The sequence below is a fragment of the Candidatus Nitrososphaera gargensis Ga9.2 genome, from assembly GCF_000303155.1.
Classification (GTDB): Archaea; Thermoproteota; Nitrososphaeria; order Nitrososphaerales; family Nitrososphaeraceae; genus Nitrososphaera; species Nitrososphaera gargensis.
On sequence record NC_018719.1, the window covers coordinates 1,034,125 to 1,054,238 of the forward strand.

At 51.0% G+C, this 20,114-nt stretch carries 29 protein-coding genes; 13 read left to right on the plus strand and 16 right to left on the minus strand.

The window, feature by feature from the left end:
* Positions 1-11 precede the first annotated feature (11 nt).
* Positions 12-1,847: a DNA polymerase IV gene (gene dinB, locus NGAR_RS06100; protein WP_015018803.1), complete on the plus strand. Its 1,836-nt coding sequence runs from the start codon at positions 12-14 to the stop codon at positions 1,845-1,847.
* On the opposite strand, the gene NGAR_RS06105 is transcribed toward dinB, so the two are convergent.
* Positions 1,817-2,692 (minus strand): DUF2182 domain-containing protein, encoded by an 876-nt coding sequence (locus tag NGAR_RS06105; protein WP_148681061.1) that lies wholly within the window; start codon positions 2,690-2,692, stop codon positions 1,817-1,819. The genes dinB and NGAR_RS06105 overlap by 31 nt on opposite strands.
* Before the next feature lie 148 nt (positions 2,693-2,840).
* On the opposite strand from NGAR_RS06105, the gene NGAR_RS17325 reads away from it, so the two are divergent.
* The gene (locus NGAR_RS17325) at positions 2,841-2,999 is read left to right on the plus strand and encodes a hypothetical protein (protein WP_015018805.1); all 159 of its coding nucleotides are present in this window, start codon (positions 2,841-2,843) and stop codon (positions 2,997-2,999) included.
* Here the strand turns inward: NGAR_RS17325 and NGAR_RS06110 are convergent.
* Entirely contained in the window at positions 2,996-4,027 is a 1,032-nt protein-coding gene (locus NGAR_RS06110; protein WP_015018806.1) for a methyltransferase, read from the minus strand. The two genes, NGAR_RS17325 and NGAR_RS06110, sit on opposite strands and share 4 nt — an antisense overlap.
* Before the next feature lie 116 nt (positions 4,028-4,143).
* On the opposite strand from NGAR_RS06110, the gene NGAR_RS06115 reads away from it, so the two are divergent.
* Positions 4,144-4,803, plus strand: coding sequence for a prolipoprotein diacylglyceryl transferase (locus NGAR_RS06115; RefSeq protein WP_015018807.1), 660 nt, complete (start codon positions 4,144-4,146; stop codon positions 4,801-4,803).
* A 47-nt stretch (positions 4,804-4,850) separates the two neighbouring features.
* Entirely contained in the window at positions 4,851-5,693 is an 843-nt protein-coding gene (locus NGAR_RS06120) for an AN1-type zinc finger domain-containing protein (RefSeq protein ID WP_015018808.1), read from the plus strand.
* Positions 5,694-5,718: 25 nt separating this feature from the next.
* On the opposite strand, the gene NGAR_RS06125 is transcribed toward NGAR_RS06120, so the two are convergent.
* Both NGAR_RS06125 and NGAR_RS06130 read right to left on the minus strand, forming a co-directional pair.
* A complete protein-coding gene (locus tag NGAR_RS06125; RefSeq protein ID WP_015018809.1) occupies positions 5,719-5,949 on the minus strand; it encodes a hypothetical protein in 231 nt (76 codons plus the stop codon).
* On the minus strand, positions 5,912-6,190 hold the full coding sequence (locus NGAR_RS06130) for a hypothetical protein (RefSeq protein ID WP_148681062.1): 279 nt from the start codon (positions 6,188-6,190) through the stop codon (positions 5,912-5,914). Before NGAR_RS06130 ends, NGAR_RS06125 begins: the two co-directional genes overlap by 38 nt.
* Positions 6,191-6,244: 54 nt before the next feature.
* On the opposite strand from NGAR_RS06130, the gene NGAR_RS06135 reads away from it, so the two are divergent.
* Both NGAR_RS06135 and NGAR_RS06140 read left to right on the plus strand, forming a co-directional pair.
* The gene (locus NGAR_RS06135; protein WP_015018810.1) at positions 6,245-7,495 is read left to right on the plus strand and encodes an acyl-CoA dehydrogenase family protein; all 1,251 of its coding nucleotides are present in this window, start codon (positions 6,245-6,247) and stop codon (positions 7,493-7,495) included.
* A gap of 48 nt (positions 7,496-7,543) precedes the next feature.
* Complete coding sequence (locus NGAR_RS06140; RefSeq protein ID WP_015018811.1) at positions 7,544-8,170, plus strand: DUF1326 domain-containing protein; 627 nt, start codon at positions 7,544-7,546, stop codon at positions 8,168-8,170.
* Here NGAR_RS06140 and NGAR_RS06145 read toward each other — a convergent pair.
* Positions 8,167-9,402 carry an aminotransferase class III-fold pyridoxal phosphate-dependent enzyme gene (locus tag NGAR_RS06145; protein ID WP_015018812.1) on the minus strand — a complete coding sequence of 412 codons (1,236 nt, stop codon included), beginning with the start codon at positions 9,400-9,402 and terminating at the stop codon, positions 8,167-8,169. The genes NGAR_RS06140 and NGAR_RS06145 overlap by 4 nt on opposite strands.
* A 111-nt stretch (positions 9,403-9,513) precedes the next feature.
* Here NGAR_RS06145 and NGAR_RS06150 point away from each other — a divergent pair, with 111 nt between their 5' ends.
* On the plus strand, positions 9,514-10,008 hold the full coding sequence (locus tag NGAR_RS06150) for a response regulator (RefSeq protein WP_015018813.1): 495 nt from the start codon (positions 9,514-9,516) through the stop codon (positions 10,006-10,008).
* Positions 10,009-10,011: 3 nt separating this feature from the next.
* On the opposite strand, the gene NGAR_RS06155 is transcribed toward NGAR_RS06150, so the two are convergent.
* The 3 genes from NGAR_RS06155 to NGAR_RS06165 are packed head-to-tail and all read right to left on the minus strand — an operon-like array spanning position 10,012 to position 11,498.
* Complete coding sequence (locus NGAR_RS06155) at positions 10,012-10,482, minus strand: PDZ domain-containing protein (RefSeq protein WP_015018814.1); 471 nt, start codon at positions 10,480-10,482, stop codon at positions 10,012-10,014.
* Positions 10,483-10,507: 25 nt separating this feature from the next.
* Positions 10,508-10,912, minus strand: a complete 405-nt coding sequence (locus NGAR_RS06160; RefSeq protein WP_015018815.1) for a hypothetical protein — start codon at positions 10,910-10,912, stop codon at positions 10,508-10,510.
* A 40-nt stretch (positions 10,913-10,952) separates the two neighbouring features.
* A complete protein-coding gene (locus tag NGAR_RS06165) occupies positions 10,953-11,498 on the minus strand; it encodes a hemerythrin domain-containing protein (protein WP_015018816.1) in 546 nt (181 codons plus the stop codon).
* 59 nt (positions 11,499-11,557) lie between these two features.
* Here NGAR_RS06165 and NGAR_RS06170 point away from each other — a divergent pair, with 59 nt between their 5' ends.
* The gene (locus NGAR_RS06170) at positions 11,558-11,935 is read left to right on the plus strand and encodes a muconolactone Delta-isomerase family protein (RefSeq protein WP_015018817.1); all 378 of its coding nucleotides are present in this window, start codon (positions 11,558-11,560) and stop codon (positions 11,933-11,935) included.
* Here NGAR_RS06170 and glnA read toward each other — a convergent pair.
* The gene (gene glnA / locus NGAR_RS06175; protein ID WP_015018818.1) at positions 11,932-13,338 is read right to left on the minus strand and encodes a type I glutamate--ammonia ligase; all 1,407 of its coding nucleotides are present in this window, start codon (positions 13,336-13,338) and stop codon (positions 11,932-11,934) included. The genes NGAR_RS06170 and glnA overlap by 4 nt on opposite strands.
* Positions 13,339-13,451: 113 nt before the next feature.
* Here glnA and NGAR_RS06180 point away from each other — a divergent pair, with 113 nt between their 5' ends.
* Positions 13,452-13,895 carry an Lrp/AsnC family transcriptional regulator gene (locus NGAR_RS06180; protein ID WP_148681063.1) on the plus strand — a complete coding sequence of 148 codons (444 nt, stop codon included), beginning with the start codon at positions 13,452-13,454 and terminating at the stop codon, positions 13,893-13,895.
* Between the two features lie 54 nt (positions 13,896-13,949).
* Positions 13,950-14,933: a transcription initiation factor IIB gene (locus NGAR_RS06185; RefSeq protein ID WP_228369311.1), complete on the plus strand. Its 984-nt coding sequence runs from the start codon at positions 13,950-13,952 to the stop codon at positions 14,931-14,933.
* Positions 14,934-15,132: 199 nt separating this feature from the next.
* On the opposite strand, the gene NGAR_RS06190 is transcribed toward NGAR_RS06185, so the two are convergent.
* Positions 15,133-15,465, minus strand: a complete 333-nt coding sequence (locus NGAR_RS06190) for a winged helix-turn-helix domain-containing protein (RefSeq protein ID WP_187147697.1) — start codon at positions 15,463-15,465, stop codon at positions 15,133-15,135.
* Between the two features lie 213 nt (positions 15,466-15,678).
* Here NGAR_RS06190 and NGAR_RS06195 point away from each other — a divergent pair, with 213 nt between their 5' ends.
* Positions 15,679-16,206 (plus strand): hypothetical protein, encoded by a 528-nt coding sequence (locus tag NGAR_RS06195; protein WP_015018822.1) that lies wholly within the window; start codon positions 15,679-15,681, stop codon positions 16,204-16,206.
* A 42-nt stretch (positions 16,207-16,248) separates the two neighbouring features.
* Here NGAR_RS06195 and NGAR_RS06200 read toward each other — a convergent pair whose 3' ends face one another.
* From NGAR_RS06200 to NGAR_RS06210, 3 genes are read right to left on the minus strand one after another with little or no spacing between them, the layout of a single operon-like run.
* Positions 16,249-16,632, minus strand: coding sequence for a hypothetical protein (locus tag NGAR_RS06200; RefSeq protein WP_015018823.1), 384 nt, complete (start codon positions 16,630-16,632; stop codon positions 16,249-16,251).
* Positions 16,632-16,847, minus strand: a complete 216-nt coding sequence (locus NGAR_RS06205; protein WP_015018824.1) for a hypothetical protein — start codon at positions 16,845-16,847, stop codon at positions 16,632-16,634. Before NGAR_RS06205 ends, NGAR_RS06200 begins: the two co-directional genes overlap by 1 nt.
* Positions 16,848-16,859: 12 nt before the next feature.
* On the minus strand, positions 16,860-17,087 hold the full coding sequence (locus NGAR_RS06210) for a hypothetical protein (protein ID WP_148681064.1): 228 nt from the start codon (positions 17,085-17,087) through the stop codon (positions 16,860-16,862).
* A gap of 102 nt (positions 17,088-17,189) precedes the next feature.
* Here NGAR_RS06210 and NGAR_RS06215 point away from each other — a divergent pair, with 102 nt between their 5' ends.
* Together NGAR_RS06215 and NGAR_RS06220 are read left to right on the plus strand one after the other, a co-directional pair.
* Positions 17,190-17,372 carry an AbrB/MazE/SpoVT family DNA-binding domain-containing protein gene (locus tag NGAR_RS06215; protein ID WP_015018826.1) on the plus strand — a complete coding sequence of 61 codons (183 nt, stop codon included), beginning with the start codon at positions 17,190-17,192 and terminating at the stop codon, positions 17,370-17,372.
* A 60-nt stretch (positions 17,373-17,432) separates the two neighbouring features.
* On the plus strand, positions 17,433-17,732 hold the full coding sequence (locus NGAR_RS06220) for a hypothetical protein (protein WP_148681065.1): 300 nt from the start codon (positions 17,433-17,435) through the stop codon (positions 17,730-17,732).
* A 31-nt stretch (positions 17,733-17,763) separates the two neighbouring features.
* On the opposite strand, the gene NGAR_RS06225 is transcribed toward NGAR_RS06220, so the two are convergent.
* Genes NGAR_RS06225 through NGAR_RS06235 form a run of 3 tightly spaced genes read right to left on the minus strand, consistent with a single transcriptional unit; the run spans position 17,764 to position 20,082 of the window.
* Positions 17,764-18,135, minus strand: a complete 372-nt coding sequence (locus tag NGAR_RS06225; protein ID WP_015018828.1) for a hypothetical protein — start codon at positions 18,133-18,135, stop codon at positions 17,764-17,766.
* A gap of 6 nt (positions 18,136-18,141) precedes the next feature.
* Positions 18,142-19,665 (minus strand): hypothetical protein, encoded by a 1,524-nt coding sequence (locus tag NGAR_RS06230; RefSeq protein WP_015018829.1) that lies wholly within the window; start codon positions 19,663-19,665, stop codon positions 18,142-18,144.
* A complete protein-coding gene (locus NGAR_RS06235) occupies positions 19,666-20,082 on the minus strand; it encodes a hypothetical protein (protein ID WP_015018830.1) in 417 nt (138 codons plus the stop codon).
* Positions 20,083-20,114: the final 32 nt, after the last annotated feature.

Here is a 20,114-nt window from a genome sequence, read left to right on the forward strand (position 1 = left end):
CTTGGCGATATTTGACAAAATATTTTGTCGGGTGTTCTGGCTGGAGGTATGGTAGCTGGGTTTCCTGCTTTTACCCCAACACACTCGGGCCGCAGGACTACCTTGCTTATTACTCTCGCGTCTTTGACCTTGTTTCAGTCAGTGTACAAGCCACACAGAGCCGCGCGCTAAAGAGGTGGGCGCAAGAAACACCCGACGGTTTCCGTTTTATAGTCAGGGTGCCAAGGCAGACAACGGACTGCAACCTGCTTGGGCAGTTCCTAGAGGGGCTTGCAGCGATAGAAGAAAAGATACTTGCGGTGGTGCTGCAGGTGCCTGCCACGCTGAAACTTTTGGAGGGCAGGGAATGGCTTGACAAGCTCCTTGGCACGTGCGTGTACCACGGGTATTCTGCAGTAGTAGAGTTTGGCAACGCCTCATGGTTTCAGGACATCACATACAACATATTGAGAAGGCATGGCGCTGCCATCATGTGGTCGGATAGGCACTTCGACCCTGTGGTCACCTCTGATTTTGTCTGCCTGCACTTGTCTAGAGGCAACAGCAACGACCAAGCGTTGATCGACAAAGTAAAAGAGCAGGCCGGGCAGGAGCAGCTCGAATTTACAGCCATCACAGTCGACAGTCCTGACAGGGCCAACAAAGTGCTCAAGATGCTGGGCCTGCCAGAAAGAAAATACGCCGGCCCGCTCCCTGCACCGTTGCTTCCAAGCAAGGAGCCCTGGACAGGCAGGGTCGTGATGTGTGTTGACCTGAACGCCTTCTACCCTTCATGCGAAGAGCTGCGCGAGCCGGCGCTTGCAGGCAAGCCCCATGCGGTGATAATGACAGACCAGAAGAGAGACAGGATAACAAAGGGAGTTGTTTCTTCTTGCTCGTATGAAGCGAGGAAATTCGGCGTAAGATCTGCAATGCCGCTTACAAGGGCGCTCGCACTCTGCCCTGACTTGGTGCTCCGGCTGGTTGACATCCCGTACTACCAGCAGGTCTCGGAGAAGGTGATGGGAGTCCTTGAGCAGTTTGCAGACGCCTTGGAGCAGGCCAGCATAGACGAAGCGTTCCTTGACTGCACCAAGAGCGCAGCTGCCGACCCTTACGAATATGCCGCAAGGATCAAGGCGGCTGTAATGGAGCAGTGCGGCCTGCGGGTCTCCATAGGGGTGGCGCCGTCAAAATCCATTGCAAAAATAGCGTCAGATTTCAAAAAGCCTGACGGGCTGACGGTAGTGCACCCGCAGCAGATGGAAAAATTTCTTGCGCCGCTTGAAGTTGGAAGGATATCGGGGATCGGGCCCAAGAAGCAGCAGGCGCTGAAAAAGGTCGGTGTTGAGACCATAGGCCAGCTGGCGGCCTGCGACGTGCAAAAGCTGATGGAGAGGTTCGGAAGGAACGGACTGTGGATGTGGAGGGTTGCAAACGGCTCAGATGACGAGGCGGTCCAGCCAAGGGAAGAGCACGTTTCGCTGAGCACCGAGCACACTTTGGACGAGTTCACGCGCGACAGGGACAGAATACTTGTTTACCTAAGCGAGCTAGTGGACGAGATCTATGACAGGCTTGTCAGGCGCGGCTACATGTTCCGAACAGTGGGGGTCAAGCTGGTAAGGAGCGACTTTACCATAGAGACACGTGAAATGTCGTTTACGGACCTGCAGGCAAAGCGAGAAAGCATATCCTCTGTAATCGAGCAGCTGCTCGGCAGGTTTTCTCTTGACGACTCTGCTCCTGCAGTCAGAAAGGTCGGGCTAAAAGTGACAAACCTAGTTTCGATAAATGAAGAGGCAGGCCAGATCAAGATGCAAAAGACAATGCTTGATTACATGTCCATGCCGCCGTCAGACATCTGATCCTGCATGCCGCTGTCCTCCATTCGATCTTGCATGGAACTGGGTTCTTGCATTCCCTGATCAGAGGTCATGGCGCCGTAGCCGGAAATGTCTATCATGCCAAGCGCAGCTATCCCGCCTGCAATTGCAAGTCCGATTCCTGCCGCCCTTGCAATCCATATCCCGCGCGACCACATCTTTTCTCCAAAGATTATCCCGGCAAAGAGCGCCATCCACAGTATGTCCATCCACCCAAGCGCCACCATCAACAAAAAGTACGACCAGCAGCATCCAAGGCAGTACAAGCCGTGGTATGTCCCCATAGTCACCGCGCCGAGGGTCCCGTTCCTCCACCTCCTCATGAAAAAGCTCATTGGTGACTCGCAATACCCAAGGCACTTTGCCTTGAGCGGGCTGAACTGGTATGCGCCGGCAGCCACCAGTATCGAGCCGTAAATGATGCTTGACAGCCCTGTGGCCGCAATCGCACTGTTCAAGAGCAGCGACCAACCAAGCAGCAGCACAAGACCTGTTAGGGCCCACACTGCAAGGTAACAGCCAATGAACAGCACCATCTTGACCGAGTAGGGTCCCTTGCCGCCTTCGACTAGCAAGGTTGCATTGCTATCGCTGTTCTTGGCAAGCCTGTTGTACAGCAGGACGACCGGCGATATGGCCGGGAACATCATTGCCGCCATCCCCGCCGTCCAGACTGCCACAAAAAGCGAGACAGATAGGGCGCTTTGAGGCGCGGCCATGGCATTCATCATGTCTGCTTGAAACGCCTGAGACACAACCCAAGCTCCGGCCGACGTTGAAACCAAGGCGATGAGAAGGATCTTTTGCAGCCTGTCCATGCCTCCCATGATATCTACATATCGGGGTTTTAAAAAGTGCTTGATTGCCCTTGGAAATGAAACGGCTTTGGTAAGGTAAAGATTCTTCCTATTGTGTGTCTATATTGTTAACCCACAGCGCTTATAGCTTTAATGGCACAGAGAAATATGAATAATAATGTTGCCAGCGGGGATAGCGGGGGTAACAGTAGAAAAACTTGACAGGATCTATTTTTGCACGGAATGCAAGACGGTCTTTCTGTTCAAGTTGGATGCAAGTGACCACAAAAAAGAATCGGGCCACACACAGCTGCGCGAGATGCCCTTTGAAGGCTAGCGTTTATACCCTATTACGACGCTTGCAGGGCCCAGCAATGGTCGCTTTTCAATCTTGCTGAATCCTGCAGAAGCAAGCATTTTAGATATTTCTGCAAACGAATAGTTCCTGCCACCTTCAGTCTCTATTATCATGTTCATGCCCATCAGCGCCGCAAACGCGGGGCCTGTCTTTTCATCATCAAGAAGCCATTCGCTTATTATGACTGCGCCGCCACTGTTCAGGCTACCATAGATCTTTTTCAACAAGCTGACATCTTTCTCCTCGCTCCAGTCGTGTATAATGTGGGACAAGAGCGCCACGTCGTATCCAGTCGGGATATCTTCTTTGAAAAAATCAAGAACCTTGGTCTTGACCCTGCCCTGCAGGTTGAAGCGCCGGATGTATTCGTCGGCAACTTGGCACACCGGAGCCAAGTCTGCGATGGTGGCTGAAAGGCAGGGGTTTGCTTGCGCGGCCTGTATTGCATATACCCCTGATCCGCCGCCAATGTCGATCAAGCTATCATATTTTGAAAAATCAAACACCTTGGCAAGCGCCATTGCCGGCCCCACGCTTACCCCATACATTGCATGAGTGAACTTTTGCATCTGCTCAGTGGCTTGGTTCGATCTGGCCTGACCAAACATTTCCTCACCGCTCCCGCCAGCCGGCTTGTTAGTGAGAAGACATTGCGGCAGCTTGTCCCACATGTTGTACAGGCGTTTGTCAAACATTGAGATAATGTCACCCATGTAGCTTGGCTTGTTTCTGTCAAGAAAGGTGGCTGAAAGTGGCGAGTTAGAAAATAACCTGCCGCCCCTGCCGTCCTTTGATGTGTTTAGCAGCCCAAGTGATACAAGCGCGGTGGCGAACACATCCGCCGGCCGGGCTGTCATCCCAAGCACCTTTTGCAACTCTTCTAGTGTGACGGATCTATTGGAAATTTTGGTAAAGAGCTCGAATTCAACCGCCGCCATCAGGGTCTTTGAAACCCAATAGGCTGTTGCCATCTGGAAAATAGGTTCTGGAGAAACCTGATCGTTCATACGCGTTGTGCAAGTCGGTCAGAATTAAAGGTTTCCTAGTACAGTTGACCGTATGAATCTTCCAGATTCCACTGGCGGTATGCAATAAAAACTTTGAAAGCAATTTTATTCTGTTAATGGCTGGCAGCAAGAACAGCAGCGGCGGCCCGAAGGAAAGTGATAACGGGGACAAGAGCCTGCGCGGCCTGATTATTGCCCTTGCCGTTGTAGGGACCATTGCCGGCTCGGTGATATTGCTTGCTTATGCGTCCTCTGAGAGCCCGGCTCCTGACGAGGCAGCCAGCATAGTAGACGAAGTGGCACTACAGCCGGAGGAAATGCCAGTAATTGTAGAAGAGATCGTTGACGAACTGGCGTTCACTGAAAAGATTGAATATATCAATAGTACTGCGGAGGTAAAAGAAGAGCCATCTGGTGTCAATAATACGACAGCCGAGGTCGAAAAGGAAATCCCGCGTGCTGAACAAGAGCAACCCGCGTATGATGTCAACAATACCAATGACATCTCTGGTAACTTGACCGGAAACGACCCTGATTCTGAGGAGGAATCCAGTGACGATCTTCCTTCAAGTGATCAGAGCGCTGAAGATAATTCTCAAGCCCCGCCTACCGAGCCTAACGAACAGGAAAATGAAGATCAGGACAGCAGCGACGAAACAGACAAGCGGGAACTGCAGGATATACTTCCAAAACGCGTGCTTGATCTGCTAGATAGGGTCATAGATGTTGATGACGACGATAAAAACAAAGGAAAAGACCGCAAGGGCAACAACTAGGGCATCTTGATTTAATAATGATTACAACGTATAACAATGTGCATTAAATGCGCTGCGACCTTTGTGGCACTGATGAGGCAATCCCGTTCAAATGCCGCTACTGCAAGGGTACGTTCTGTTCTGTCCACCGGCTTCCTCCAAACCACGACTGCGTATTCATGAAGGACTACCTTGAGCAGCCGGCAAGGGACCGCGAATTTCTGGAGCACATACATGAAAGGGCTGGCATGCCACATGAACGAATCAGGTCTGCGCTATATGACATGATCTACCTGAGATTCTCAAAGACTGAGGTTCTCCACCTCGCGATAGCGACTGCACTTGTGACTGCTGTGGGCATGTCCATCTACGGCTTTCCATTCAGATCCGGTTTTGTCAGGTGGGAACTTATCACTATCTTTATCAGCGCATTTATCATACATGAGCTTGGCCACAAGTTTCTTGCCCAGTTCTACAGGGCATGGGCGGAGTTCAGGGTATTGCTCTTTGGAGCAGTGATCACGGCAATCTCGGCACTCCCAATTCTTCCATTCAAGTTCATAGCGCCCGGCGTGGTCTGGGTCAGCGGCAACTTAAGCCAGAGCCGCAGCGGCAGGGTTTCGTGGATAGGGCCTCTGACCAACTTAGCAATGGGGACAGGATTCCTTGTTTCTTACTTGTTGCTGACAGCCACCGGCTCTGAAAATTCCATCCTGTTGGCAGGCGTGCGCTTTAATGGGTTCATTGCCTTCTTTAACCTAATACCTTTCATGGGGTTGGATGGCCAAAAGATTTTTGCATGGAACAAGCTGGTCTGGGTGCTAACTTTTGCAGCAGCAATAGGGCTTTACATAGGGGGAGACCTCTTGGGAGGCGGAGGAACCATAGGATTCCTAAGGAGATTCTTCTAGCTTCCTATATGGTCAAGCGCGGGTTTCAGCTATGACTGCCCGGACTCAACCTCTTTATCCTGTAGAGGTTCTTGTGCGAAACTATTACCAGCTTTTTGTCCCTGACCATGCTTATTTCAAAGTCGATTGCAAGTATGCCGTAGCCCTTGTCTTCCTTCTTTTCTGAAACAATGTATTTCACTTCAAGCTCTTCCCCTGCATAGACCTCGCCTAGAGACCTAGTGTTGCGGTTGCTCCAAGTGGGGCCGCCGTCCATGCCATAGAGCAGCATGACGCAGTCTGAAAAAGCTTGCAGGCGCGTCATTTCTCCTTCGGCGCGCTATTATTGATCCGCCCGGCAGCATGGTGCCCTTAATGCCTTCCTTTTCTGCCAACTGCGAGTTTTCAAGCAGGACGTTCTTTGTCCGGGCAAAAGAAATGTAATTGTCAAAATCTGTCTTGGTTATTGTTATCGATGCGGCAAAGGTCTGGCCAACTGCAAAATCCTCAAATCTCATGCGGTTCATGCTGACAGGCTGGCTTTTATACCTACTCGCAGCAGATCATTCAGCATGTCTTACTCGAACCTGTCTCAGATGAACTTTGAACTTTCCCCCGATCAGAACAGGTTTTTGCAAAAGGTCGACAGCGCATGCAGATCAATACGGCCCCATGAGGAAAAATGCTACCTTGAGGAAAGGCTCAACGATCAAGTCGTGCCAACATTTGGCAGGATAGGAATGCTTGGCTGCCCAGTATCAAGAAAGTACGGAGGCCTTGGGTACGACATGCTCACCTATGCGCTTGCCATAGAGCGGATCGGGCAGGAAGGGGCTTCGCTGCGGACATTCTTTTCTGCGCACACCTCGATAGGCCAGCTGGTCATTCAGGGGTGGGGAAGCGAAGAGCAAAAGAAAGAGTACTTGCCCGACACGGCGAGCGGCAAAAGCATAATGGCGTTTGCGCTGACAGAGCCGGCAGCCGGGAGCGACCCTTCTTCAATGACCACAAAATTTGAAAGCAAGGGCGACCACTATGTGCTGAAGGGCAAGAAGCACTGGATCGGGAACGGCACTTTTGCAAAGGTCATGACCACATATGCAAAAGACCCTGACAGCGGCAAAATTTCTGCATTCATTGTCGAGCGCGACTCGCTGGGACTCAGGACAGAAGAAATGAAAAACAAGATGGGCCTGCTCACAGTCAAGAATGCAGAAATTCATTTTGACAACTGCATTGTCCCAAAAAAGAACCTGCTTGGCAAGAAGGGGCAGGGACTCAACATCGCCTATAGCGCGCTCATTGACGGCCGGCTCAGTGTGGCGGCCGGTGCGGTGGGCGTCATGGAGGACTGCCTGCAAGAGTGCGTAGCGCATTCAAAGGCAAGGGAGCAGCACGGCTTGCCGCTTGCAAAAAAGCAGCTGATACAGGACCACATCGCAATGATCGCAACCAGCATCGCAAGCTCGCGCTGGCTGGTCTACAGGGCGGCCATAGCAAGGCAAAAGCTGCACGATTATGTTGAAGGTATCAAGTCGGACGACAGGTCGTCAAAGCTTGGCAGGGGCAACAAAGAGTACTCACAGCTCAGAAGGGAGGCTGACGCATTGGCGGCGATTGCCAAGTTACATGCAAGCAACTCCGCCTTTGAGACCGCAAATAGGTCCGTCCAAGTGTTTGGCTCGTTTGGCTACCGCAAGACCGCAAGGGTGGCTAGGCACTTTTTGGACTCGCGGGCGACTCTGATCTACGAAGGGGCAAACGAAGTGCTCAAGCTAAAGATAGCGTCACAGATGCTTGGCGATGAGTATCGGGCGTATTGAAAATATTTCGCAAATCTTAAAGCATTCCTTGCCATATCGACATGCATCATGTCAACTGTCCAGATTCCAAAATGGAACATCAAGGCAGATTATGTCGAAACATGCAACTGCGATTACGGATGCCCTTGCAACTTTAACGGCTTTCCAACATACGGGTTTTGCAGAGCACTTGTGCTCTACCATATCAAAAATGGCAGCTATGGCAATACCAAGCTTGACGGCATTGACGTGATCTATGCCGCGTCTTGGCCAAAAGCCATCCATGAAGGAAACGGCACTATGCAATTATTCATTGGCAAAAAGGCCACTGAGGATCAGAGAAAGGCAATAGTAAACATCTTTTCAGGCAAGGCCAAGGGCGAAGGTTCATTTGCAATATTTGCAAATACGTTCAAGTACATGTTAGAGCCGCAATTCGTGGACATCTCCGCCAAGATAGATGGTAAGAAAAGCAGCTTTTCAGTACCCGGAATAATCGATGTCCGGATTGAAAGTTTCAAAAATCCGGTGACAGGAGAAGAACAGGACACAAGGATCCAGCTGCCAAACGGCTTCATCTGGAAGGTTGCAGAGGCTGCCAAAAGTAAAATGATGCGCATCCTCACCCCGAACCTAAACTTTGACGAATCGGGCAAAAACGCATTTTTCTCGGTGGTAGAATACAAGGGTCCCTAGCCCGACAGCACTTGTCTCATCAGCCCAAGCCCCTCCTGAACTTCCTCCTCGGTCACTGTGAGCGGCGGTATCACCCGCATCGCCTTCTGGCCGGCTGGCAGCAACAGCAGTCCCTTCTTGAAGGCCCTCGCCAGCCTCTCATCCCTGTTCTGCTTGCTGTCAAACTCGAGACCTATCATCAGCCCAAGACCTCTTACATCAATCATGCCACCTTTTCCTGCAAGCTCTTGCAGTCCCTTCTTGAGCTTGACTCCCATAGCAGCCGCATTGTCAAGCAGCCTGTCTTTCCTGATGACTTCGATTATCTTGGCTCCAACTGCCATGTCGATCCTGCTGCCACCGCCCCACGTGCTTGAAAGCGCGCCCTGCTCGCCGGGGTCAAGCCTGCTGTCATATGCCGCTATACCTACTTGCAACGCCTTGGCCGCGCTCATTATATCCGGCTTGACGCCATAGTGCTCAAACGCCCACCACTTGCCAGTCCGCCCCATTCCTGACTGGACTTCGTCTAAAATGAGCGGCACGCCATATTTGTCGGCGCACCTGCGGAGGTTCTGGATGAACTTTTTGCTTGCGACGTTGTAGCCGCCTTCTCCCTGCACCACTTCGCTCAGTATGAACGCGACCTTGTTCTCTGCCAGCAGCCTTTCTGCAGCGTCTATTTCTGCGTCAGAATCGCTCGTGCAGAATTTTATCCGCAGGACTGGCAGTTCGGGGTAGCCTTTCTTCTGCACCGGCTTGCTGAACGTAAAAGAAAGCGCGCCAAGTGTCCTGCCGTGGAAGGCGTTGACGCATGACACTCCAGGCAGCGATGAAGGAGTGGTTGTTGACATTTTCCTGTATGCTATCTTGATCGCGTTTTCGACTGCTTCTGCCCCACTGTTTATGAAAAATGTCCTGAACCCCTGTGGGAGTATTGATATCATGCGCTCTGACAGCTCGGCATGTTCTTTGCAGTAAAAATCCTGTCCTGCTATCTTGTGCGCGCCGTTCTTTGCCTGCTCAGCCAAGACCTGCATTATCTCCGGGTGCGAGTACCCGAGCGGGCATGAGCCAATGTTTGAAGTAAAATCAAGAAACGAGTTCCCATCGACATCGTGCAGGAACGAACCATTGCCGTCTGCGATCACGAGCGGGTACGTAAAAGTCGAGTCGTAGCAGTTTCTCTTCATGACGTCTATTATGCGCCTAGCGGCCGGGCCAGGCGGCTCGGTGACAATCTTGCTTCCCACACAGATAGTTAGCGTGAGGCGGTATTAACTATGCCGCAGTCTGCCTCACGGACACATTATAAAAAATTACACAACAAATACTAAATACAAGATGCTTTGATCAGAGAACCTGTGAAGATTCTCATAGCCGAGGATGAGCAGGATATACTACTTCAGTATAAACTGGCCCTAGAAGACAAGGATCACCACGTTGTAACGACTGCCAACGGCGAAGAGTGTCTCAATGTCTACATGAAAGAGCTGCAAAAGCAGGCTATGCCCTTTGACGCCGTGGTGCTTGACCACCGGATGCCTAAGATGGATGGGATGGAAGTCGCAAAGCGCATACTGGCCGCAAACCCGCGCCAGAGGATAATATTTGCATCAGCCTATGTCAACGAAACTCTTGTTGATTCTGTCAAGCAGCTGAAGCAGATCGTGGAACTGCTGCAAAAGCCATTCGAGCTGGACACGCTTGTGGATCTGCTGGAGGATAAGGGAATCTACGAGCAGCTTGCACAATTGAACGTAAAGATTAAAGAAATCAAGAACCTGAACCCAACGCACGATCAGGTCAGGGACCTGCTTGAAGGGCTCAACAGGCTGCACATGTCAAAGATATCCTAAATCTTAGCAGTCAGAAGTTTCTCCTGGCGGCGCTTCTTCAAGTATCAAATTGACTTCCTGCAATCTGCCGTCTCTGTTTATACCAATCCTGACATTATCTCCGACCTGCTTTTGCTCCAAGACACTACAAATGTCATCGATTCCGTTGATCTGTCTTCCATCCATGCTGACAATAATGTCTCCGCCAACTGGTATTCTCTGTCCACCTATGACTACCTCGTCGTCAGCTTGTTGCAGTCCTACTTTGGCGGCTGGACTTGATGGTGCAATTACGAATATCAAAAAACCATGATCTTCGTCCAACCCTATTGCTTGGGCTGCTCCTGGTGTAATAAAAGCCCCATCCATGATGCCCATCCATGGGCCTCTGGGAGCCAAGGCATAGACATAGTAGAACGATCCTCCGACTATTGCGATCAATAGCCCAAATGAAATGAAAGTGTTGACAGGGTTGTGCACTATGATGCTTATCATTGAAATGGGGCAATAACCTTTTCGACTAGAGCGTGCCGTACTTTGACAAAAGGGTTCTGCACTCCTTGCAGCCAAACATCGCTACTTTTGATCCCTGCCTTACGGTGGCCATGTCGCCTATAATGAGCCGGCCCTGCATTTCCGCGGCCTTCATTCTTTCCATGTCGCTTTCCTGTATACCGTAAATCACGGGGATTATGGTCACCATACTGCCGCATTTCTCGCAGAAGCCTTGCGAGATATGCCGGGGGTTGCCCACATGGTAACCAGAGTGCAGCCTTTCGGCTTCTTCTCTTGTCATGCCAAAGGTATCTGCAAGCCGGTAGTTGATCCTGTAGTAAATGAGGTCGCCTTCGTCATGCTCGTTGTCCTTCAGATACGAGGCGTGGAGCTCCTTGAGCATCTTGTCTATCTCGGCTTCTCTGCCCAACAGCCGTCTAGCTCGGCGCAACCTTATAGAAATCTTGCTGCTAGGCAAGACCTAACTCGATGTCACTTACTAGCTTTTCATAATGACTCCTTGTTTTTCCAAGCTCTTTCAGCTTTTCTTCCTCAGACCGGGCAAGGTCCCTGTTGATCTGGTCGGCCTTGCCCTGCAGGATCATGTCTGCCATCATGAACAGCCGGTGGTTTTCTTTTGCAAGGTGCAGGGCCACGTGGTCGATGTAGCCCTTGATGTCGGCAACCAGCGAATCAGCCCTGCCTGACTGCAGGTAGATCTTGGCAGACTCTTCGAGCTTTGACGCCAGCTGCTTTGTCACTTCGTGCTCAAATAGCATCCTTGCTATGGGGCCGCCTTCCCTTGGCATCCCGCTCTTCTCAAGCGCCGGGAAGAGCGAGTCTTCCTCCTTGCCGTGGTGGCACACTAGCGTAAAGTTCTTTGTAAAATCGATCATCTGGTCAAGGATCGGCGCAGGAATGGTTTTGCCGCTCTTCAGCAGCGCTGCAGTCGTGTCAAGCGCCTTGAGCATCTTTTCAATCAGGTGGTGATCTTTGCGCAGTGATTCAGTCGACATTCCAGTAAAAAAGATCTGGAACAAGATAATTTATTCCTGCCGGCGATAAGCTTATCCCGATGGGCGCGCATCTGTCCTGCATGCTGTATCTTGTAATAGATGCCGTCAAGCTGGAATTCGTGTCGCCGGATCTTGCAGTGGCCCAGATGAAGATGCTGCAACAGACTTTTAGCATCTACCGCGAGCTGAAAGAGCAGGGCAAGCTCAAGTTTGCCTACGCGTTTGCAGACTCGCCGGGAGGCATAATGGTTCTGGACGTGGCATCCAACGAAGAGCTCCAGCAGACCCTGTTCCTGCTGCCGTCGATGCCACTTGTCAACAGAACAGTCAGACCGCTGACCGAGATCAAGCAGGTGGAGGATCTCATAACGGAGCTAGAGTCGATAGTGAGCTCTATGCCGAGGACGCCGGGAGAGAAGAAGCCACCATCCAGCTAGACGTCATAGTAAAGCATGAACTGCCGCTCCTTTGATCTGCCTGCATATGCAATCTCTTCCTGCTTGAGCGCAACATATGTTTCAAGCAGATCGCCCTGAAAGCATGGCTTTAGGTAATCATGATCGCTTTTCAGCGCTTCAAGCGACTCCTGCAGGCTGCCCGGTAGCGACCTTATCCCTAGGCTGCTCCTGACGTGGTCGGGCATCTTATAAATGTCCTCGTTGACCGGATCTCCTGGCTCGATCTTTTTTCTCATGCCGTCAAGCCCTGCGGCCACTATTGCCGAGAAAGCAAGGTACGGGTTGGCAGACGGGTCCGGTGCCCTGAACTCTATGCGCTTTGACTTGACGTTGTTCCTGTCGTTCACCGGCACACGCGCGACTGCCGACCTGTTGCCCCTTGACCACGCCGCGTAGATTGGCGCCTCAAAGCCGGGGACCATCCTGTGGTACGAGTTTACTGTTGGGGCGACTAGTGCCGCAAGCGAACGCGCGTGGTCCAGAATTCCTCCGATAAAGTACCTCCCTGTCTGGCTGAGCTCTGCATAGCCGTCGCTTGCATCATAAAAGATGTTGCTTGCGCCGTCCCACAGGCTGGTGCTGACATGCATTCCTGAGCCGTTGTCGCTTTCGCTGCTACTCGGATCGCTTTCGTCAAAGACAGGTTTGGGCATAAAATTTGCAATTTTGCCGTGCTTTTTGGCAACGTTCCTGACAGTGTCCTTGTATACCTGCACGTTGTCGGCTGCCTTTGTAAGCGTGCTGTGCATAAAGTTGATCTCGATCTGGCCGCTGCTTGCAACTTCGTGGTTCAGATTTGTGACCTTGATGAGGTAATTTTTTTTCAGGATCTCGGCTACCTCGAACCTCAATTCTACGAGCGAGTCTTGGAACGGCGGGGCGTCGTAGCCGCCCTTTCTCCTGATGTGATACTTGCCAGCACGTTCTGCCGACAGGATCTCTGGTCCGCTCTTGCCACCAAAGACAATATCGTCAAAGACAAAGCATTCTACCTCGGGGCCTATCTGGCAAGACAGCCCTTCGCGGGCAAGGTGCTCTTCTATGAGCTGCGAGACATGGCGCGGGTCTCTGATCAGCCTGCCCCTTCCAAAGCCTTCATGCACATCAGCAATTACTGTGGCAACCTTATAGTTTGATATTGGCGCCGGCCTTAAGGTTGATTTGTCAGGAACCAGCAAAAGGTCAGACTCGTCTATCTTGGCAAAGCCCCTGACTGACGAGCCGTCTACCGCGACGCCACTTCGCAGGTATTCTCCACTGTCGCTGGCAATGTATTTTGCCAAGAACCTGCCGGGAACGTCGGTGTACCTTATCAGAATAAACTCGGCATCTTCAAACCCCATCCTGTCTGCGCTGTGCTCCAGCGAATCCTTTAGTGTCATAGAGTATTGTTACAGCTTGTAAAATATAAGGTATAGCATCTAAATTGCTGATATTTGACAAGTGCCAAAAGATAATACTTTATATTTGTTAATTTATTACATTAATGATACGCATGGATCAAACAGATGTAAAGATACTAAAGAGGTTATTGCATGATGCCAGAATGTCGTACCGCAAGGTGGCCGAGGATATCGGGGTCTCGCCTCCTACCGTCCTTGCAAGGGTTTCCAAGATGGAAAAAGAGGGCATAATCAAGTCATATTCTGCTTTGCTTGATCATGAAAAGCTTGGATACGATCTGACGGCTATCATAGACATCACGGCAACAAAGGGCAAGATAGTAGACCTTGAAAGGCAGATAGCCAAGTTCCCAAACGTGTGTGCAGTATACGACATTACCGGGCTGACAGACATGACCATAATAGCTAAGTTCAAGAACCGCGCAGAGCTTTCCAATTTCGTGAAAAAGGACCTGTCGCTGCCGTATGTTGAGCGCACCAACACACATGTGGTGCTGGTGACCGTCAAGGAAGACTTTCGCTTCGTCGACACTTGATTACAAATTTGCTAGTAGAATCCGAACAAGAGTTTATAGGTGCCAAGCTCGCTATTGAACAGCACCTCAATGCAAGCGTCGGTTGTATGCTCTGCATGCAAGAACGAGGTCGTGGTAACAGATCATGAATGTGGCGAAGTCATTTGCAGCCGCTGCGGAATAGTGATTGACAGGGTCGAAAGCCCGGCCGTACAGGATTGGCGCGCTTTTAGCGTCGATGAGTTTTACCGCAAGAGCCGGACGGGCGCTCCCACTTCGCTTGCCCGCTACAACAAAGGATTGCTCACATCCATAGGCAACAGCAAGGCAAACGGGCTGAATTTCAACAGGATAAGAGTGTGGGATTTCAGGATACAGGCAGCCAACGACAGAAGCCTTAAACAGGCACTGCCCGAGCTTGAGCACCTGAAGGAGAGCCTCGGGCTCCCAGATGCAATAGTGGAAAAGTCGGCGTATTTTTACCGTAAGGCAAGCAGACTGGGTCTGATAAAAGGAAGAACTGTGTCATCGGTCCTTGCCGCTTCAGTCTATCTTGCTTGCCGTGAGCTGGAGAACCCAAGGACGCTGAGCGAAATTGCCACTGCTAGCAATGTTGCACGCAAAAAAATCTCGCGCGATTACAGGATGTTGGTGCGCATGTTTGACCCAAAAATCCCGACAGTGGATCACGCAAGGTGCATCACTAGGATTGCAAACAAGGTTGGCGTCAGCGAAAAAACAAAGAGGATTGCCGTAAAGATAATGCGCGAAATCGTCGCCATGCAGATATCTGCAGGCAAGGGGCCAATGGGCATCGCTGCAACTGTCCTCTACATCGCCTGCATGCATGCAGGCGAGGTCAAGACACAAAAAGAGCTCTCAATTGCCGCCGGCGTCACAGAAGTGACAATCAGGAACCGCTACAGCGAGTTAAAAAAGTACCTTCAGGATTTCGCAAAGTCCTCTACACTGGCAATAGCAATACTCATGTTTGTCTTCCAGTCGCCTGTCATCATGCACTCTGCTACGAGATATGCCACGACTGTATTGCTGCACTAATCAGAAAATAGTTCCAAAAGCGATAATAACTATGCATCGCTAGCAGACACAATGATGCCTCCAACAGCAATGATCGACCTAGGCATTGCAAGTCTGATCGTGGCGTTTTCGTCAAGCATAACGTATGGGATCATACAGTGGCTCAGGCGCGCAAAAAAGACCTAGTGCGCATTTGCAAAAAATTTTACGGATTGCCCTTTTACTCATCCTGTTGTGGGACAAAGGGACGATGATGATCGTTCAGACCGATCAGCAGCCTTGACAAGTGCTGGTAGTGCGAAAGAAATACCTTCCCCTTCTCTGTAGTCCTGAACTTCATGTCCTCTGACTCCTCAAGCAGCCCAAGCTCGACCAGGTGCCAGACATAGACTTTGAGCATCTGGTGGCTCAGGTTAGCCTTGTACATTATCCTGGTCCTCTTGTTCCAAGTAGTACAAAGTAAAAGTATGTCAGCAATGATGTCAATAGTACCCCTTGCTCCGCGCCTGAATACCCCTGTGTAGTTTCCCTCATCGTCAGTAACACCAGACAACAGCCACATCCTTCCTCTGAATATGCCAGAGTAGATCGCATCTAATTTAAGGTCGATATATTGCCCGCCCTAGAAAGGTTTACACTAGCTATAATTCTAGTTGGAGACTCTAGAGTGCAAAGAACCAGTGCATTACGGCCACCGCCGGATTTAAGATTGCTGGTCACTCTTCATGTATCGTCCAAAACAGCCGGAGGGGGGTGGCCATCAGAAATGAGCGAATACGACCGCATACTGTCAGAACTGAAGGAGAAGGTGAAGGTGCTGGCATCAGAGTACGTGCCCAAGCTCTACCGCGCTCTTCTTGACGAGTGGTATACACCCAAGGCGGCAAAGGAGAAGATAATGAGAGATTGCGCCGGGTTGTGGACTGAACAGACAATCTGGGCGAACCTGCCAGAAGAAAGCAAGGATTCCAAAAAGAGGGAAGCGGGAAAGAAAGGCGCTGAAACCCGTGCTAAAATGACTTTAGCAGAACTCCCGCCGCCTCCACCACTAGAAGGAAGCGAAGAGCAAGAGGAAGAGCGACCGTATATCCCACCAGCAGGTATCCCAGTGGAAGCGACGGCAGCAGCCAGCGGAAAAGAAGGTTACTCGACGCAGACTACATACGAGCCGCCAAAGCGGCCGCTTTCACTCTTCTTCGTAGACATACAGCGCGTCGCCGTCTGCGTCACTAAAGGAGAGGCCACTGCCGCGTTTCAGGGCCTCACGGATAGCTTCTGCCTGCTGGCCCTGTAGTGTTGTGAGGTATTTCCTCTCGTCTCTGTTTGTAGCCATCTCTTATTCTGCCACCTCAACGTTTTCGAGCTTGTCCATGGGGCTGCCGTTCCCCTCTACATATATGGCCACTACGGGCTGGCCGTCGTCCCTGCTTTCATCCTTGAACTCAAAATATGCTTCGCTGCCAAGCAGTTCCTTCATTATTGCTTCGGCTGGGCGGCCACTGATCTTTGTCAGTAATCGCATTTTGTTGTTCATGGCCGTGCTCTCACTGGGCTCTGCATTAATCTTCGGCTGCTCAGAACTGGAATCACTCTCCGGTCGTTCCTGCTTCATCAGCATGACCATCTTCCTGCCTTCTATGAACTTGACCACTGCGCGGAACGTGTCGCCTTCCTTGATCTGCTCGGCCCTGTCGCCGAAAACCTTGATTGGTTCGCTCATTATTCACTCCTGCCTCCCTTCAGCTCGACCGGTGCCAATGGGATCTTCCTGTTCTCGGCCTCTTCCTTTGCTCCCTGATATAGAGCAAAAGCTTCCTTCAGGGCAGTGATCTTGTCGTTCGCGTATACGTGCACGTCGATTCTCAGGCCCTTGGCCGTGTCGGACAGCTTGACGCTGTGGGTGAACTGGCTTGGCAGCTCGACTTCTTCGCTCATTTCGATCACCTATTAATGGCTCCAGTCCTTGACACAGTGGCCACATGTGCCGTTGACAAAATCCCAGTAGATAGTGAAATCGTCTTCCACTGTGGTACCTGTGACATGCTCGGCCACTTGGACGTCCGCCTGGCACTCCCTGCAAAAAAAGACGCTCTGGCCATGGATAGATCGAACCTTTCGGACATTCCACTTTGTACTGCTGTTCGGGTTTGCTTCTTCATTCATGCTTAATTGCATGTCTATACCAAGCACTAGGCTAGTAATAAGTGTTGTGGTATAGTGTAGGGTATGATACATGGTATAGTTTAATAGGAAGGCAGAATAACTAGACATAGCATCATGCCTAGCGTGGGAGAAGTCACAACACTGGCCAAGAACTCGCCCAAATTCGCATCGCTTAGGACCACGGTCCCCATGTCTGTTGTCAAGCAGTGGAAATTGAAGGAAGGCGACAAGCTGGAGTGGGAATGGAAGGTAGTCGACGGCGAAATGGCCCTAGTGATCAAGAAATCCAAGGAATAATGCCTTAGGACACCTTAGGCGAATGCTGAAAAGCAAGTGGCCACTTTTTGAATTCAAATATTGCCACTCCTTCCTGACGAGCTAGCTGCCTTGGAAGAAATGGTCGACAGTAGAATCAAGACAATACCTGACACAGTCAGATTTTATCGATTGCTAAAACGTGATCCTTCTCTGATGCTCAAAGAAGAAGGTGATTTTGTTTTTGGTTATACTTGGGGATTAATGATTGCAGGGGTTGCTTCAGTCTTCAGGGATGTTCAAAGACAGATCAATGAAAAAGAAATGGACGAAGCGGTGCAGGTCCTGAATAGTCGAATGCACCAAATCAGACAAGCGATTCTTAATGCTAGCAAACTTTGAGCCTTTGCCAGTATGTTGAAGGTGGCCACCGCTAGGCTATTCTTTCTGAGGGGCCGTTTTTCTCACAGTAATCTATGACCTCCACAAATATTTCAACACATTCCTGTGTTCCGATGGCTTTAATCTGATCCATGGTCAGGCCCAGGCAGTCCTGCAGGAATTCTACCATGATCCATTCTAGATGCTTGTTCTCACTATCAAATTCAGAGCGCTTGGCAGCGCGCTCTTCAGGGCTTTTGGCGTGTTGGTAATCATAGAGCAGTGTAGAAAGCCGCTTGCGCTTCCAGTTGATAGTCTGGGCTATTTCCCTGCTTGGTACCGTATACATCAGGTATTTGTGGCCAGTTGGTTTGTGGACCACCTGCCATGCCTGAGATGGATCACTGTCAGCAGGAGTAGCCACAGCTGCCTACACGCCCCTATCTCTCAGGTCATAGTAGAGGCCCCTACCGATCATTCTCTTAAGATCACGTTCTGACCAGACAGAGCCTTCTATGTGATAATTGTGGTGGTGGTTATGGATCACGGTTGTGCCACCTCCAAGGCCACCGCGGACATCTGAAGCTGGCGTGATCCTCACCATTTCGCCTCTATGCGCCTGGAATATAGTATCCTGAGCCAGGATACCATTAAAGCCTGTAGCAGCTGAAATCACTGGGATCTGTGGTACAGGAATTGAAATCCTGCTAACTGTGGCCATTGTGCCCTGTCCGAGGGCCCTGGCAGCTGCATTATAGATCGAGATCAGCGCGTTGATTCCATCGATTACCGAGTTGATGAAGCCTTGGATGCCACTTGCTATTCCGGCCAAAGCTGCATTTGCCACGCCTATCATTCCATTCCAGAAGCCCACGAATGCCGACTTCAGCGAATCCCAGATCGTGGTGGCCACCGCCAGGATTCCCTGCCATATCGAAGTGAAGGCGACAGAGAAAACACCGGACAGCCAGGATAATGCCGAAGTCCCCCATGCCGGCAGGTCTTCTGTAAAGAATTTCATAAGGGCTCCACCTGCAGGAGCCAGTGCTTCTGCCACACCAGCCATTGTGTCGGCCAACTCTTTGCGGAATAGGATTATGGCCACTGTTGCAGTAGCGATGGCTGTTCCTATCAATGCAATTTTGGCTATCGCGGGGAATTCCAGAGCGATGCCGACACCAATGGCCCCGATCCCGCCTATGGCCTTGAGCTTGTCAGCCACAGTATCTGACTGGCCTATCAGAGCATTGAATCCGCCAGTGGCCAGCGCAGTGGCGCCCAAGCCTATGGCAGCCATGCCACCCAAGGCCCTGGCAACATTGCCGCCACCACCCAGCTTGCCGAATGTCTCGCCTATAGATTTTGATAGGTTGCCAAGCTCAGTCTTGATCCTTGGAATACTCTGCACTGCTGAGGATACCATAATACCCATTGAAGTGGCGAATGTGAAGGCGTTCTGGATGGACTGCTGCGCCATCTTGTCCTGTTCTTCCCTGACTTTGGCGGTGGCCGCATTCAACTGATCTAATGCCATCGACGCTTCTTCGCTTTCTGGGCCAAATTCAGCCACTGCTTTGTTATAGGCGCGCTGGGCAGCAGCTGCTTCAGCTTGCAATGCGGCCAGATTGGAAGATGTGCCCTGCGTGGCTATCATTGCCAAGTTCATAGCGTTAGAAGCGGCTTGGCCAGCCCTGAGAATACTTGAAAAGCCAGACATCGCCCGCGATAGGGCGCCCAAGCCCGGATGTGCGGCCATGAAAGCCCTAGTCTGCAACTGGGAAGCATCACTAAACGTCTTTAATTCACTGCCGGCAGATCTAAGACCCTTTGCATATTGTTCTGTGGAAATTTCGCCACGGTTGAATTGATCGTGGAGGTCAGAAATCTTGGCCTTGACTTCTTCTGCACCTTCGACACTGAGACGCCATGCTAACTCAATCTCTTCATCGGCCATTTACTTTAGGTCCTCCAAAGAAGTGGTCATCGTTTCCGGATAGTGGCGCCTAGCGCATGAATCGCAGTGCTTCTCTACAACGATCCATGTAAACCAGCCATCATTATTGACGGTCCAGATATGGCGCCATTCTTCAGCAAGGTGGCTTCTGTAGTGCAGGAGGATCTCCAATGTGGCCACTGCACCGCACCAGACACACGGGCCAACTTGCCCATGCCGGAGGTTCGTTGTCATAGCCGGCCTCGCTGTAATCTTGTAGGCTCTGGCCACTTCTGCCCTGGCTTCCTCCTTTATCCGGTTATATCGAAGTGTGAACAGGTCTCCCGGCTCGCTAACGACGTCGCTTTCTGACACTTCTGTTCTAGTGATAATAACAGGAGCAGCAGTAGCATCTATAGTGCTGGTGGTGACGACCATTAACAGACTTCATGGCGCGCCGTTTTGTTAAA

Excerpts from the sequence above, each read along its gene's own strand:
- NGAR_RS06105 (WP_148681061.1), bottom strand. The coding sequence starts at position 2,692 with ATGGGAGGCATGGACAGGCTGCAAAAGATCCTTCTCATCGCCTTGGTT.
- NGAR_RS17325 (WP_015018805.1), top strand. The coding sequence starts at position 2,841 with ATGTTGCCAGCGGGGATAGCGGGGGTAACAGTAGAAAAACTTGACAGG.
- NGAR_RS06110 (WP_015018806.1), bottom strand. The coding sequence starts at position 4,027 with ATGAACGATCAGGTTTCTCCAGAACCTATTTTCCAGATGGCAACAGCC.
- NGAR_RS06115 (WP_015018807.1), top strand. The coding sequence starts at position 4,144 with ATGGCTGGCAGCAAGAACAGCAGCGGCGGCCCGAAGGAAAGTGATAAC.
- NGAR_RS06120 (WP_015018808.1), top strand. The coding sequence starts at position 4,851 with ATGCGCTGCGACCTTTGTGGCACTGATGAGGCAATCCCGTTCAAATGC.
- NGAR_RS06125 (WP_015018809.1), bottom strand. The coding sequence starts at position 5,949 with ATGGACGGCGGCCCCACTTGGAGCAACCGCAACACTAGGTCTCTAGGC.
- NGAR_RS06130 (WP_148681062.1), bottom strand. The coding sequence starts at position 6,190 with ATGAGATTTGAGGATTTTGCAGTTGGCCAGACCTTTGCCGCATCGATA.
- NGAR_RS06135 (WP_015018810.1), top strand. The coding sequence starts at position 6,245 with ATGTCTTACTCGAACCTGTCTCAGATGAACTTTGAACTTTCCCCCGAT.
- NGAR_RS06140 (WP_015018811.1), top strand. The coding sequence starts at position 7,544 with ATGTCAACTGTCCAGATTCCAAAATGGAACATCAAGGCAGATTATGTC.
- NGAR_RS06155 (WP_015018814.1), bottom strand. The coding sequence starts at position 10,482 with ATGATAAGCATCATAGTGCACAACCCTGTCAACACTTTCATTTCATTT.
- NGAR_RS06165 (WP_015018816.1), bottom strand. The coding sequence starts at position 11,498 with ATGTCGACTGAATCACTGCGCAAAGATCACCACCTGATTGAAAAGATG.
- NGAR_RS06170 (WP_015018817.1), top strand. The coding sequence starts at position 11,558 with ATGGGCGCGCATCTGTCCTGCATGCTGTATCTTGTAATAGATGCCGTC.
- glnA (WP_015018818.1), bottom strand. The coding sequence starts at position 13,338 with ATGACACTAAAGGATTCGCTGGAGCACAGCGCAGACAGGATGGGGTTT.
- NGAR_RS06180 (WP_148681063.1), top strand. The coding sequence starts at position 13,452 with ATGGATCAAACAGATGTAAAGATACTAAAGAGGTTATTGCATGATGCC.
- NGAR_RS06195 (WP_015018822.1), top strand. The coding sequence starts at position 15,679 with ATGAGCGAATACGACCGCATACTGTCAGAACTGAAGGAGAAGGTGAAG.
- NGAR_RS06200 (WP_015018823.1), bottom strand. The coding sequence starts at position 16,632 with ATGAGCGAACCAATCAAGGTTTTCGGCGACAGGGCCGAGCAGATCAAG.
- NGAR_RS06205 (WP_015018824.1), bottom strand. The coding sequence starts at position 16,847 with ATGAGCGAAGAAGTCGAGCTGCCAAGCCAGTTCACCCACAGCGTCAAG.
- NGAR_RS06210 (WP_148681064.1), bottom strand. The coding sequence starts at position 17,087 with ATGCAATTAAGCATGAATGAAGAAGCAAACCCGAACAGCAGTACAAAG.
- NGAR_RS06215 (WP_015018826.1), top strand. The coding sequence starts at position 17,190 with ATGCCTAGCGTGGGAGAAGTCACAACACTGGCCAAGAACTCGCCCAAA.
- NGAR_RS06230 (WP_015018829.1), bottom strand. The coding sequence starts at position 19,665 with ATGGCCGATGAAGAGATTGAGTTAGCATGGCGTCTCAGTGTCGAAGGT.
- NGAR_RS06235 (WP_015018830.1), bottom strand. The coding sequence starts at position 20,082 with ATGGTCGTCACCACCAGCACTATAGATGCTACTGCTGCTCCTGTTATT.